This window comes from Escherichia sp. WS1451, from assembly GCF_046487365.1.
In the GTDB taxonomy this organism is placed as follows: domain Bacteria; phylum Pseudomonadota; class Gammaproteobacteria; order Enterobacterales; family Enterobacteriaceae; genus Escherichia; species Escherichia coli.
Genome location: NZ_JBJQJP010000002.1, coordinates 440143 through 454466, shown reverse-complemented (window position 1 = coordinate 454466; position 14324 = coordinate 440143). Strand labels below are relative to the sequence as shown.

Genomic DNA, 14324 nt, shown 5'->3' with positions numbered 1-14324 from the left:
TTTAATAGGAAAACCTTGCTACAAAGTAAATATTTTAAATAACAGTAAGTTTAACTACTGTTGTTTATTGATCGTTTAGATATTATGTGATTTTTTCATACCGCTCCAAAACACAAACTATTCCTCATTAATAATGAGATGAACATTGGTGAATTGCTCGGGTGTGCGTAGCCATGCCACACACACCCTGTTTCAATTTCAGATGACGTATAGCCACCTTAAGATTGAATTATAGATATTGAACTTTGAAGGTCGCATCTGCGTTTGCAGTACCAGCTACTGACTGCCCGAGAGCAATATATCGAGCCTGGAACGGCAATATATTCGTGCCATCAATCAAGTCAGTTTTAGCGCTAAAAGTGGCACCATCAAGTATTAATACCTCCCCCGTACGGTCCAAAATTTGAATACCAACATTTTGGGCAGAGCCTGCCGCTGAACTCTGCAGCGCTAACGTATCGTCATTACTGGTGACAGTAGTACCCAGGAATGCAACAGCTGCATTACTGGAAACATTGGTATCACAATCATTCAACTTGATATTGAAGCCAACGGCAGAGCTGAGGTCACCCGCTTTAGCCAGGCGAGAAGAACGGACCTGACCCAGCTCAACCGTTTGGTTCATTGATTCTGAATCAATCGCACAAGCGGCATTTACCACTTCACCTTTAAAATGAATAACACCGCCATTAACAGTGGTCGTTACTGATTCATCACCCTCGGCTGCGCTTACCGCAGCAGACGACATCGCCAACACAGAAACGACAATCATACCGACATGTTTGAGTTTCATAATTCTCCAAAATTTATATTTAAGTAGCTGAATAAAGAAAGTTAACAATCAAGTCATTCTGTTATTGCTTATAAAACAAGAATCATTCTTGATGGGATATTGCCCTGAGAATATAGTTTCCGGGGTTATTACATTTCACGAAGAACGATAATATCTTTAAATTACAAGGACACCTAATCACAACAAGTTTATTGCAGCACTTGTTGTAGAGAGTATTTGCAAAGACATTTTATGTCGCTAAATAACATGACAATTTCATTATGCATGTTATTTATAAACCGTGACTAAACAGAATATTATTGCGAACAAGGGAAGTGTCAGGAAAGGTCAAGAGCGACCAATGGCTTATATGGCTATAAATCATTAGCTATAGTTAATGTTTGCCTGGTGTAACTAACACGGAATTGCTCTAAACAGATAAGTGCAGGGTTTATTAAAGCTGACCGACAGACTTTCTTAACCTGGTAATATCTCTCTTAGGTGACTCTCCAAACATCCGCGAATATTCCCGACAGAAATGGGATAAGCTTTCGTAACCGACAGCATAGGCTGCAGTGGTGACATCGTAATGTTCATTCAGCATCAGTCGCCTGGCTTCATTGAGGCGTAGCCATTTCTGATACCGGAGTGGACTCATTCCCGCAAGCTGTCTGAAGTGTTGATGGAAAGAGGGGGTGTTCATTTGCACGCGGTTTGCCAGCCTGACTCTTCAACGCAGGGAAGATGCGGCAAACGGCAAACCTGCATACCAGCCAGCCTATATCCGGTATGCACAGGCCAATCATGAAAGAGGAGAGGCTTTATGTTCTGGAACCCTGAAGTAATAACGACGACCGGAAAATCGCTTCGCATCACTCAAATTCCATTTAACATAATATACATTATGCGCACCAACATAACCCAAGGGAGAATCCAGTCGTTGACGGTCATGATTGTCCTGCTCATTAACAACGACCAAAACCCCATATCTTACTTAATACCGTATTCTCGGCTTAACCGGTCGTGCAACCTCAACACATTGGTTTCAACTACATCTTATCCGCTCTACGGGATAAACACTGTGATATCCGCGATCGCGGATAAAAAGTAGGATTTAAAAGTCGTTTGAAGTCGGCAATATTAAGCCGCATGCATCTTCGACATGCGGCTTATACGGTTTACCAGCTATATTTCACACCCAGCATGCCCTGAGTATCGCTATAGCCTTTATCACCTAGTTGCACACCGACATTCCCCCACAGGCTAAGGTTGTTATTTACTTTCGCCTCAACCCCGGTACGTACTTCACCGAGATTACGCGCACCATCACGGCTTACGTTTTGACCATTCATCTTCACGGCGTAGACTTTGCTGTTGTTGATCCAGTTCGCTTCAATGTAAGGCTGGAACTCACGCTGTTTACCATTGTCACGCTGGTGATGACTGTTCTGGTAGGTTTTCACCCCAAGTCGTGTTTGCACGTTTCCGTCTCCTTCCGTTTCAATGCGTGTTCCGTCTTTCCGGGTATGGTCAGAATCTTTCACACCCATCCAGGTGATTTGTACCTGTGGCTGGACGTACCAGGTATTCAGCGTCCCTTCGCTGCCGCTAAATGTTCCCGCTTCAAAGGTATACCCACCCTCAACAGAGGCCGTCACACCGCGAGAATCATAGTCGTCAGCAGAACGGTTATCGGAACTGACGCTGTTATCAAACCAGTTATACAGCGCCCAGCTGTCAACATAAGCGCCGGTCTTATTCGCATCGTTCTGATACCAGGTCGCGTACAGTCCTGCGCTGTAACCGCTGATGCGCCCATCCGATTTATAACCCACATGATTACTCTGAGTATTACTGTGCTGATTGGCATAGCCTGCCATCACGCCGAGATGCCAGCGATCCTGCGCGTTGCTACTCCACTGCGCCAAATCGCCGCCTAGCTGCAATACATAGCGGTTAGCCTGAGTATTTAGCTGACCATCACCGGTCCTGAAACGTTCGTGCCCTCCGACATGACGCATCCATATACTGGTTGCCGAATCCTGAACTCGCAGTGAATCTGTATACTGCGGCTCACCCAGACGGTCGTGTAAGCGATGGCTAAACAGCGAGTTGGCTGCGGCAATGTTGCTGATATAGCTTCCGGCCTCCGGGCGATAAACTGATGGGCCTTCCGGATCCACAACAGGGGGATTATTGATGGGATCGGGTGTATCCGCTGGCGTTACGTCGTCCCATTTACTGGTCAGATACCAGTTTTTCTCGTCATTCCCCTTCCCTTTAGCCAGCGTGTAGACGTAAGCCCCAGCTTCGACAGTTCCGGTGGTCAGCGCGAAGTTACCTGCAGAATTACCGCCAACCTCAATGAGTTCAATACCGTTGACCGTTTGTGCACCGACGCCGCCAATGTTATTAACCCGAACGCGGGTATTGCCCTGCGTATCACCTTTTACGTTCATTTTATCCGTGGGGGAATTATCGCTACCCAGCGTCGCGTTGAACGTCATCAGGCCATTGTTTCCGGTATAGTTACCGTTAACGGTCAGTACATTCCCCGGTTTCCCCCCTTCGCTGTTCATTTGAACCGTGCCACCATTCTCCAGGTTACCGCCGACAGTGGTTTTAGCGACACGCAGTGTCCCCCCAGGCATAACGTTCACATCACCTGCAGTGGTGACATTTCCCGACATCACACCGCTGTTATGGATATTAATGTGCTGACTTGCCATATTAATGGCAGAGTCGGAACCGAAAGCAATTTCACCACCCACGATATCCGTCGTACCCTGGTACGCCGCGGAATCGTTGTTAAGAGTCAGGATCCCGGACCCCAGTTTTGTCACACCGCCGCTACCGGTGATACTGTGCGTCATCGCCCAGCTACGCTCAGTGGAGATGGTGAGCAGGCCATTATTGATAACGGAAGCATCACCCAGGTTTTTCTGCTCGTTGACGCTGAGCGCGCTGCCTGTATCAATGTTGAATTGCCCCACAAAGCGGCTATTATCGCCATCCAGCTCTACGTCTGTCCTGGCGGTTGCGCTCACGATACCCTTCCCGCTTATGCTATTACGCAGTTCGCCGGTCACGTTTTTTAGCGTTAACAGACCGTCATTGGCAATATTTCCTCTGCCTAACCCCTGCGTATTATCGAGGCTGACTTCCGCATTTGGGCTAACGCTGGTTAACGCATTGTAGCGTGCATTAAGCCCCTCGATAGCCAGCGTTCCCCCTGTAACATTCAGGTTTCCGCCACCTGTCAGTTCACCCTGACTGATCCCACCTTTATTCACCGTCAGCGACCCTTCTTTGAACAAAACAGTCGAACCCATCTGCCCGGTGAATGTCTCTACCGTCTGCGTCGATCCATTAAGATCGACGATGGCCGCGTTGCTGATGTTCAGTTCCCGGGTGTTGCCCAGCGCGCCATCCGCATCGGTACGTAATGTCCCCATCTGAACGTAGGTTGCCCCCTGATAGTCGTTCTGACCGTTGGAAAGCGAAACCTGTCGCACCGTATTGATTGCCAGATCCCCTTCACCACCGATTTTTGCCGACATATCGGCCGTTGCGCCATAGGCTCCGCCATGTTCGGCTAATGTCAGCTTTTGCCCACCATGGATGTTCAGCGCTTTCAGCCCATAGTTAACGTACAAACCATCACCTGGTGCGGTCGTGAGGCGGAATCCATAATCACCCTCGGCGACCACCGTTCCGTTTTGCGCAATGTGTAACGTTTTGTCCGCTTCCACCTCGTCGCCCTGTAAATCACGTAACGTTAATGAGCCACCCGACCCAATAACCGTTTGCGCCTTCACCAGTTGAACGCCGACATGGTTATCATCGTGTTCCAGCAAATTGAGCGTCGTCAGAGGGTTATTCGCCATGGGATCATTCCACGGTTTAGGCACGTCGATAAGCACGTCGCCCGTCCCGTTTACCTGATAGTTACGGCCTTTCCAGGTGTAGTCACCCGCGCCGACAGCCAGCGTATCGACGCTGATATATCCCTCCGCAAGCGTCGCAGCAGGTATATCCGTATCGAAAGTGAGCGTACCGCCATTCATGGCTAGTCCACCAATGGATTGCTCTCCCACGTTTACCGATGTGGTATTTTCACTGTCAGACTGAAGCATCGCGTGAGTAAGCGCAGCGGTGTTGTCGCGTTCCAGTGTGAAGGTACTGTCTTTCAGTTGGACAACACCGGCGAATTCAGTTCCTGTTGCATGGGTAAAGCCAAACATTTTGTCGGAGGATGACAGCTGCACTCGCATCAAGCCATCGCCTTTGAGCGCATTGGTCAGCGTGTAATCTCCTGCGCTGTTCGTTGATGCGAGAATGTCGAGCGTACCGGGGCTTGCAATGGTGACTTCACTCGAACCCATGCCCGTTACCCCATCTGCCGTATGTGACGCAATGGTCAGGAGGCCGTCATTGACCAGCGTTTTACCGCTATAAGTATTCCCTGCATTGAACACCGTATGGCCTGCATCATGTATCACTTTTCCGTCTTTATCGTCACCCGTAATCAGCATATCGACCTGGTAGCCGGCATCACTGTTATTGGTATGATTAAAGACAAAAACACCTTCGCCAGAACCAAACTCTACTTTCGTCGCGTTGGCGATAAACCCGGCATCTGCCGCCGCCTCACCGTGAGCAGCACCAATGTTTAGCGTTCCTACAGCAGGTTCAAAAAGACCTAAGTAAACTTCGCCACCTTCGACATTCAGCGTGCCGTTATTCGTCAGGGTTAACGTACCCGTACCAGACGTCCCTACATTCATATTGAATGTTTCAAGAAGAGAGTTCTGCCCATCCACCCGCACGTCGCCCTTACTTTTGTCATTCAGAGCTATCTGTGTATCACGCGCTTTAACTATACCTCCGGTGGTAATATTCAGTTCACCCGTACCTAATACACCGACCTGTAGCAATTGGGCGTTAGTAGATGACGTTTTTAAATTCCAGAGACTATCCGTTGAAATATTAACTATCCCCTTACCGGAGGCATTTCCTCCGATAAATCCATAGCCCGTTGAATTAAGGGTGGCACCATTACTGACATTTACGATGCCGCTACCAAAATTACCGACATTGATACCTACAGTATCGAACGATGATGTCGCATCCATCAGGTTCAGTGTGCCGATACCGCTTGCTTTATCGCCCAAAAAAGTAATATTTTGCGATACGAACTTACCGCCATCGCTGATATTGAGGTTTCCGACGCCCGCAACACCAATGGTGGTGTAGACATTCTTATTGACCTCCCATATCCCCCCCGTGGTGATGCTAACCTTCCCGACGCCGGTTTCTCCATAACCGAGTGAACTTCCTCCGTTGCTGACAACAAGCCCCTCATTACTGATATTCATTTCACCGTGGCCGTCATAACCAAGATTAGTTCCGAGATTAGTGATAACGGAGTTCTTATCCTTAACAGTAATGTTGCCTGTGCCTGTTTCTTTCATCCCCGCAGTGATAATTCCCGAATCTACTTTGCCTTCACTAGAGACATTAAGTTCACCGTCGCCAGCATCACCGATATAGATATAGCGGAAAGCTTCGCCCGTTCCGAGGAAATTCCAATGCCCTTTATCGGTCACGTTGACGACACCGTGGGAACCATCCTGAACGCCCACCAATGAATATTCTTTGTTATTAATCAGTCCATTATTGGAAATATTGACTGTGCCATTACCGAAATATCCATTATAGAGTCTGCGTACCGTGATGACAGAGTCTTGATCCTGCACATTCAGGGTTCCGATACCGGTGGGATTGCCTCCGATAATCGTATTTTCAGCCGTAATCAGTCCCCCCTCGCGAATAGTCGCTTCCCCCGTCCCTTGATTGCCAATTTGAAATTCAATTGAGGAATCATTATTTTTTATTAGCCACTCGCCACCCTTTTCAACGACAACCTGACCATTACTGCCCGCCTGATAGCCTAAAATGGCGACGATTGAACTCGTGACATAACCCTTATCCGTAATATTTAATGAGCCCGTACCGTAACTCCCTATTTCGAATAATTCGGTCGTCAGAACCGAGTCCTCTCCCTCAACATTAACCGTCCCGACGCCTGCAGCTTGAGAACCTAATCTTAAATAGCCTCCATCGACGTGACCCTTCTGTTTAATATTCAGCGTCCCCGTTCCGGATTGACCCACATTTAAAGGCCTTGCATTATTTCCGCTATCATACAATCGCCAGGTGCCACCCAAAACATTAACGGTGCCCTCTGAGTCCTCATTAGCGCCAATGACGCTGGTAGTAATAGTGGTTAAGGAGGCATTACCGCCAGCCAAAATATTAAGCACTCCAGTGCCATACCAGCCAACCAGGTAGGCATCATAAGCAACATTAGTATCAATATTGGAAATCTGATCATTATCAACTTCCAGACTTGCACCAGACGCTGAACCGCTTAGTGCCAGCAAAACACCCAGCGTCAATCTACTGAATTTCGTTGTCAGTCCAGAGGATTTACGCAAATTAACCGTCGATGTTTTACCTACCCTGCGAGTCAATTCCGAGCAGACCTGAAATACCTGTAGGGTGCAATTCCATATCACGCGATAGATTCTATTCATATAAACGCTCCATATACAAACAATACAGCCACGAAAGAGATGAGTCGTCAGACATTAAAAATGAAACTTATTAAATTGTCAGAGGTCTGTATTGAGTGTTGGTTGGAGGTGGGAAGGTGTCAATTTGGCTAATTTGCTAATGCTTTCGAATTGATAGATTAAAAATCGCATAGTTCTTATTTTATTTAAAAATGAACCATGAGTTATTGTTGCTTAATAAGAAAAATGTTTCTTTCAATAAGAAAATTACCATCATCATATTTAACAAAGAATAGCACCAATTGCTAAAAAAGAACTCTATTAAAACTCTTTTTCATTCATTTATGCCTTTAGGAATATTCGCTATAAAATAAGGGTTATGCTTAATGTTTTAAGAAAAATAGCAATTTCCCCTTGAATATATTACTGGCGATGGAACGATGAATCTGCAAGCTGGCATTTAACAAGCCAGCTCTAAAAGAAGGGAAATAAGAATACTCAAAAACTAACAGCCACGGTCATCATGATGTGGCTGTCAATGAAACTATAACCCAGGCGCTTTCCATAACGACGTCGTCAGTCCATGATCAACCAGCCCCAGCTGATCCTGATAAACTGCCTGCCACTTATCGCGTGAATCCTGATAAAGTTCATGCTTTTCTGGGTCTGGTGTGTGCGTCCGTTCCCAGCGAACCAGGCGTTCTCCGGTTTCTGCCATTGATGAAAAAATTCCGGCACCGACGCCAGCTGCAATGGCACATCCTAATGCAGTGGCTTCTTTGACCACCGGAATATTGACGGGTAATCCCGAGACATCAGCGAGAATTTGACTCCATAATTTCCCTTTTGAACCTCCGCCTGCAAAGACCAGAGAGGTGGGATGAATATTCGAAAAATCAGCAATTTGCTGCAAGTTACACGCTGATACAATCGCCGCATTTTCTTCCAGCGCACGGAACAATGTCGCTTTGTTACATTTATCCGGGTCAATGGACAAGTTAATAAAGGAAGGCGCAGCGTGATACCAGGTTTTAAAGCGCATTCTGTCGGAGAATATCGGCATTACGCCCCACGACCCAGGCGGCACACGACTTGCCATCTCTTCAAGCAGCGTATAGGTGTCGATGCCTAAACGTTCGGCAATCAGTTTTTCTTCGGCACAGAAAGCATCGCGGAACCAGCGCATGGTGAGTCCGGTAAAAAAGCTTATAGATTCAGCTTGTACCATGCCAGGAATAACATGGGGATTAACGCGCATGTTCATTTCTGGGTCTGTCACCGGCGGGGCTAAGTTTACAACTTGCTGCCAGAATGTACCGCCAAGAACCGCGGTTTGTGCCGGACGGACAACGCCTAACCCCAGGCAACCAAGCTGCACGTCACCTCCTCCAACGACCACCGGAGTGCCCGCCTTCAGACCGCAGAGTTCCGCCGCTTGTGAACTTACCACGCCCAGCAATGTGCCGGTTTCTTTGACAGGAGAAAGAATATCGGCCCGCAGTCCGGCCATATCCAGCAATGCAGGTTTCCAGTCACGGGTGGTTAGATCAAGAAGTCCCGTGGTGCCAGCGTTAGAGGGATCCACCGCCAGTTCGCCGCTGAGCATATAGGCCAGCCAGTCGCTGATCATGGTGATGGTCGACGCCTGTCGGTAGATATCGGAACGATGGTGCGCCAGCCAAAGTAATCTGGGGATGGCGCTTAAAGCCAGCGTTTGCCCGGTCGATCGATAAACTTTGTTTTCAAAGGTATTGTTGTGTAGTTCTTTAAGTTCGCTAACTTCGTGCGCCGCTCTGGCATCCACATTGGCGCAGGCCCAGATCGGTGTTCCATCATTGTTATATAAAACAATGCCTTCACGCATCGAACATGCCGAAACGGCAGCGATATACTCCGGGGCTATGCCGGCGTTGTGCAGCGCCTGGCGCATACACTCACACGCCAGTTGCCAGTTTTTGTTGAGATCAAATTCCATAGAACCAGGAACGTCCGGTACTGCCAGGTGCCGCCACTCCGCCTGTCCCACGGCTATTTGATTGCCTTCCAGGTCGAATATCACAGCCCGAATACTTCCGGTACCTGCATCCAGCGCCATCAGGTAATACTTTGATTCTGAAGGGGTAAAGAGTCGAGCCATTAGATTATCCTCGGCTTATGCGTTCTGTCTGTTCCTCTATACGTTCTCCATCATTCCCGGTAATAAGGTCATGCAAATTTAACTACGTAAAATCGCCGCTGCTGTATCCTGATCGGTAACCAGTGCGTTGATATAACCGCCTTTCATTGCAGCGGCAATTGCTTCGGCTTTATTTTCTCCCCCTGCCACGCCAACCCGGACGGGTATGGTCTTCAGCGCGCTTAAAGGTAAGCCAATCAGTTCGTTATGTATTTTAATATCCGTGACAACGTCACCTTTTGCATCAAAAAAGTAGCCTAAAATGTCGCCAACCGCCCCTTTTCGACCAATCATTAACTGTTCGCCCTGGCTGATATAACCGGAGCGAATGATCGTCGCGTCGTCTTGTTGACTCACGGCCCCAATGCCGACAATCGCCACATCCGCAGCTTGTGCGGCTAACAGAACATCTTTGACGCAATTTTCATTTTTTAGCGTATGGGCAATGTCAGCGGAGGATGCCCGCAACGGAGCCGGAATAATATTCACACTGCACGCCGCGTTAAGCTGCCCGATACCCGTCATATAAGAACCGACTCCACCGGAGAGCGTGACCAGGCGAATTTGCTGTGACGAAATAAAACCACTTAAGCGTTGCAGCGTATTCATGGTTGCCTCGCCAAAACCAATCGCCAGCATCTGTTGTGGTTGAAGTAAACTCATCAACATATGCGCCGCGCCTATCCCTAGTCGCCCGCCGACATCAGCATCCGCAAGCCCTGGGATCACCCGGACATGTTGCAGCGAAAACTGACGACATAATTGTGTTTCATATTCCAGACAGCCTTCAAAGCGTGAATTAATCTGTACGCGAATAATGCCGGATTGATGCCCTTTCTCCAGTAATCGCGACACTTTCAAACGGGTCAGGCCGAGACGATCGCTGATCTCACTCTGGGTCAGCCCGTCGTGGTAGTAAAACCACGCAATCCGTGCGACCTGTTCTTCTTCACACATTCCCTGTTCTGAAATTACCGAATCGTTGATTGTCATAATTCATTCTTCACTTTGAACATACTTAAATCTTTAATGCAATTGTTCAGTTCTTGCGCATTTATATCTGTGATGGCAACCACAGTTTGACTCTTCGAGCATGAACAAACGCAACCGTGAAAATCAAAATAGCATAAATTGTGATCTATTCGTCGGAAATATGTGCAATGTCCACCTAAGGTTATGAACAAATTAAAAGCAGAAATACATTTGTTCAAAACTCACCTGCAAAACTGAACGGGGGAAATATGCAAACGAGTGATACCCGTGCGTTACCGCTACTTTGCGCCCGCTCGGTTTATAAACAGTATTCAGGGGTTAATGTCCTGAAAGGCATCGATTTTACGTTGCATCAGGGGGAGGTCCACGCCCTGCTCGGCGGCAATGGTGCCGGTAAATCGACGTTAATGAAGATTATTGCCGGTATTACCCCTGCTGATAGCGGTACGCTGGAGATTGGGGGCAATAATTACACCAGATTAACGCCAGTTCATGCTCATCAGTTGGGCATTTATCTCGTTCCCCAGGAACCGCTGCTTTTTCCAAGCCTGTCGATAAAAGAAAACATTCTGTTTGGGCTGGCAAAAAAACAACTCTCCATACAGAAAATGAATAACTTGCTGGCGGCGCTGGGCTGCCAGTTTGATCTGCATAGTCTGGCAGGATCGCTGGATGTCGCCGATCGCCAAATGGTGGAAATCCTCCGCGGGCTGATGCGCGATTCGCGAATTCTGATCCTCGATGAACCTACCGCCTCGCTTACTCCCGCCGAAACCGAACGTTTGTTTATTCGCTTGCGGGAGCTGCTTGCTACTGGCGTGGGTATTGTTTTTATCTCGCATAAGCTGCCGGAAATTCGCCAGATTGCCGACCGAATTAGCGTGATGCGCGACGGAACCATCGCCTTAAGCGGCAAAACCAGCGAACTGTCTACCGACGACATTATTCAGGCCATTACGCCAGCGCTACGGGAAAAATCGCTCTCTGCCAGCCAAAAATTATGGCTGGAATTACCTGGCAACCGCCCACAACATGCCGCCGGAACGCCGGTGCTGACACTGGAAAATCTGACCGGCGAAGGTTTCAGGAATGTCAGCCTGACGCTCAATGCCGGAGAAATTCTGGGCCTGGCTGGGCTGGTGGGAGCCGGACGCACAGAACTGGCCGAGACGCTCTATGGTCTGCGTACTTTGCGTGGCGGACGCATTATGCTGAATGGTAAAGAGATCAATAGATTATCCACCGGAGAACGTTTACTGCGCGGTCTGGTTTATCTGCCGGAAGATCGCCAGTCATCCGGACTTAATCTCGATGCTTCACTGGCGTGGAACGTCTGCGCCCTTACTCATAACCTTCGTGGATTCTGGGCGAAAACTGCGAAAGATAATGCCACCCTGGAACGATATCGTCGGGCGCTGAATATTAAATTTAACCAACCGGAACAAGCTGCACGGACATTATCCGGTGGCAACCAGCAAAAAATCCTGATTGCCAAATGCCTGGAAGCCTCGCCGCAAGTATTGATTGTCGATGAGCCGACGCGCGGCGTGGATGTCTCGGCGCGTAATGATATCTACCAACTGTTGCGCAGCATCGCCGCACAGAATGTGGCTGTGCTGCTTATCTCCTCTGATCTGGAAGAGATCGAACTGATGGCAGATCGCGTGTATGTGATGCATCAGGGCGAAATTGCCCACTCTGCACTGACCGGACGCGATATTAATGTCGAGACCATTATGCGCGTTGCCTTCGGAGATAGTCAGCGTCAGGAGGCGTCATGCTGAAATTTATTCAGAACAACCGTGAAATCACGGCACTGCTGGCGGTGGTGCTGCTGTTTGTATTACCCGGTTTTCTCGACCGTCAGTATTTAAGTGTGCAAACGCTGACCATGGTTTATAGCAGCGCGCAAATCCTGATCCTGCTGGCAATGGGCGCGACGCTGGTAATGCTTACGCGCAATATTGATGTTTCAGTGGGTTCGATTACCGGAATGTGCGCGGTGCTGTTGGGGATGTTACTGAACGCGGGGTATTCACTACCTGTTGCTTGTGTCGCGACTTTACTGCTTGGTTTGCTCGCGGGATTTTTCAATGGTGTCCTGGTCGCGTGGCTAAAGATCCCTGCCATTGTCGCCACCCTTGGCACGTTAGGGTTGTACAGAGGCATCATGTTGCTGTGGACTGGCGGTAAATGGATTGAGGGATTACCCGCCGAACTGAAACAACTCTCCGCCCCGCTGCTATTTGGCGTTTCCGCGATTGGTTGGTTGACGATAATTCTGGTGGCATTTATGGCCTGGCTGCTGGCAAAGACGGCGTTTGGACGCAGTTTTTATGTCACGGGCGATAATTTACAGGGCGCTCGTCAACTGGGCGTTCGTACGGAAGCCATTCGCATTGTGGCATTTTCGTTGAACGGCTGCATGGCGGCACTGGCGGGAATTGTGTTTGCTTCGCAGATTGGTTTTATCCCCAACCAGACCGGTACCGGGCTGGAGATGAAAGCAATTGCAGCCTGCGTGCTGGGCGGCATTAGTTTGCTCGGCGGTTCCGGCGCGATCATCGGTGCGGTACTCGGCGCATGGTTCCTGACGCAGATCGATAGTGTACTGGTGCTGTTGCGCATTCCGGCATGGTGGAATGATTTTATCGCGGGCATGGTTCTGCTGGCGGTGCTGGTGTTTGATGGACGCCTGCGTTGTGCGCTGGAACGTAATCTGCGGCGGCAAAAATATGCCCGCTTTATGATGCCACCGCCATCCGTTAAACCCGCTTCGTCAGGTAAAAAACGGGAGGCCGCGTAATGCGTATTCGCTACGGTTGGGAACTGGCTCTTGCCGCACTGCTCGTTATTGAGATTGTTGCATTTGGTACAATTAACCCGCGGATGTTAGATCTCAATATGTTGCTGTTCAGCACCAGTGACTTTATCTGCATTGGCATTGTCGCCCTACCGCTGACGATGGTGATTGTCAGTGGTGGGATCGATATTTCGTTTGGTTCGACCATCGGCCTCTGCGCCATTGCATTGGGCGTACTGTTTCAAAGTGGTGTGCCGATGCCGCTGGCGATTCTTCTGACCTTACTGCTCGGCGCATTGTGCGGGTTGATCAACGCCGGATTAATTATCTATACCAAAGTTAACCCGCTGGTGATTACGCTTGGCACGCTGTATCTGTTTGCCGGAAGCGCCCTGCTGCTTTCCGGGATGGCCGGAGCGACGGGGTACGAAGGTATTGGTGGATTCCCGATGGCGTTTACAGATTTCGCTAACCTGGATGTGCTGGGACTCCCCGTTCCGCTGATTATCTTCCTGATATGTCTCCTCGTTTTCTGGCTCTGGCTGCATAAAACCCATGCCGGACGTAACGTGTTTTTAATTGGGCAAAGCCCGCGTGTGGCGGTTTATAGCGCGATTCCGGTAAACCGCACCTTGTGTGCGCTCTATGCCATGACGGGGCTGGCGTCTGCGGTCGCCGCTGTGCTGCTGGTATCGTATTTTGGTTCAGCACGTTCCGATCTCGGTGCGTCGTTTCTGATGCCCGCCATCACCGCCGTAGTGCTCGGCGGTGCCAATATTTATGGTGGTTCTGGTTCCATTATCGGCACCGCCATAGCGGTTTTATTAGTGGGATATTTGCAACAAGGTTTGCAAATGGCAGGAGTGCCAAATCAGGTGTCCAGCGCCCTTTCCGGTGCGCTACTTATCGTCGTTGTCGTAGGTCGTTCCGTTAGCCTGCATCGCCAGCAAATTAAAGAGTGGCTGGCGCGTCGGGCCAATAACCCATTGCCATAAAGGATAT

At 49.1% G+C, this 14324-nt stretch carries 7 protein-coding genes and 1 pseudogene; 3 read left to right on the top strand and 5 right to left on the bottom strand.

Translation table 11 applies throughout. From position 1 onward, the window contains the following. Window positions 1–229: 229 nt before the first annotated feature. The 5 genes and pseudogenes from fimA to lsrR all read right to left on the bottom strand — a co-directional run bounded on the left by fimA (window position 230) and on the right by lsrR (window position 10519). Window positions 230–793 (bottom strand): type 1 fimbrial major subunit FimA, encoded by a 564-nt coding sequence (fimA, locus tag ACJHX7_RS05070; protein ID WP_001296758.1) that lies wholly within the window; start codon window positions 791–793, stop codon window positions 230–232. A gap of 433 nt (window positions 794–1226) precedes the next feature. Then, a pseudogene (locus ACJHX7_RS05065) lies at window positions 1227–1493 on the bottom strand (helix-turn-helix transcriptional regulator); the annotation flags it as partial. Window positions 1494–1950: 457 nt separating this feature from the next. Then, a complete protein-coding gene (locus ACJHX7_RS05060; RefSeq protein WP_094030367.1) occupies window positions 1951–7371 on the bottom strand; it encodes an ECSE_1600 family autotransporter in 5421 nt (1806 codons plus the stop codon). Between the two features lie 523 nt (window positions 7372–7894). Then, on the bottom strand, window positions 7895–9487 hold the full coding sequence (gene lsrK / locus ACJHX7_RS05055; RefSeq protein ID WP_410231537.1) for an autoinducer-2 kinase: 1593 nt from the start codon (window positions 9485–9487) through the stop codon (window positions 7895–7897). Window positions 9488–9565: 78 nt separating this feature from the next. Next, the gene (gene lsrR, locus ACJHX7_RS05050; RefSeq protein WP_000154347.1) at window positions 9566–10519 is read right to left on the bottom strand and encodes a transcriptional regulator LsrR; all 954 of its coding nucleotides are present in this window, start codon (window positions 10517–10519) and stop codon (window positions 9566–9568) included. A 248-nt stretch (window positions 10520–10767) separates the two neighbouring features. Between lsrR and lsrA the strand changes: the two genes are divergently transcribed. From lsrA to lsrD, 3 genes are read left to right on the top strand one after another with little or no spacing between them, the layout of a single operon-like run. Beyond that, window positions 10768–12303 (top strand): autoinducer 2 ABC transporter ATP-binding protein LsrA, encoded by a 1536-nt coding sequence (gene lsrA / locus ACJHX7_RS05045; RefSeq protein ID WP_001194893.1) that lies wholly within the window; start codon window positions 10768–10770, stop codon window positions 12301–12303. After that, entirely contained in the window at window positions 12297–13325 is a 1029-nt protein-coding gene (gene lsrC, locus ACJHX7_RS05040) for an autoinducer 2 ABC transporter permease LsrC (protein WP_000911179.1), read from the top strand. The genes lsrA and lsrC overlap by 7 nt, the downstream gene beginning before the upstream one ends. Further along, window positions 13325–14317, top strand: coding sequence for an autoinducer 2 ABC transporter permease LsrD (gene lsrD / locus ACJHX7_RS05035; RefSeq protein ID WP_094030364.1), 993 nt, complete (start codon window positions 13325–13327; stop codon window positions 14315–14317). Before lsrC ends, lsrD begins: the two co-directional genes overlap by 1 nt. Window positions 14318–14324 lie beyond the last annotated feature (7 nt).

Excerpts from the sequence above, each read along its gene's own strand:
- fimA (WP_001296758.1), bottom strand. The coding sequence starts at position 793 with ATGAAACTCAAACATGTCGGTATGATTGTCGTTTCTGTGTTGGCGATG.
- ACJHX7_RS05060 (WP_094030367.1), bottom strand. The coding sequence starts at position 7,371 with ATGAATAGAATCTATCGCGTGATATGGAATTGCACCCTACAGGTATTT.
- lsrK (WP_410231537.1), bottom strand. The coding sequence starts at position 9,487 with ATGGCTCGACTCTTTACCCCTTCAGAATCAAAGTATTACCTGATGGCG.
- lsrR (WP_000154347.1), bottom strand. The coding sequence starts at position 10,519 with ATGACAATCAACGATTCGGTAATTTCAGAACAGGGAATGTGTGAAGAA.
- lsrA (WP_001194893.1), top strand. The coding sequence starts at position 10,768 with ATGCAAACGAGTGATACCCGTGCGTTACCGCTACTTTGCGCCCGCTCG.
- lsrC (WP_000911179.1), top strand. The coding sequence starts at position 12,297 with ATGCTGAAATTTATTCAGAACAACCGTGAAATCACGGCACTGCTGGCG.
- lsrD (WP_094030364.1), top strand. The coding sequence starts at position 13,325 with ATGCGTATTCGCTACGGTTGGGAACTGGCTCTTGCCGCACTGCTCGTT.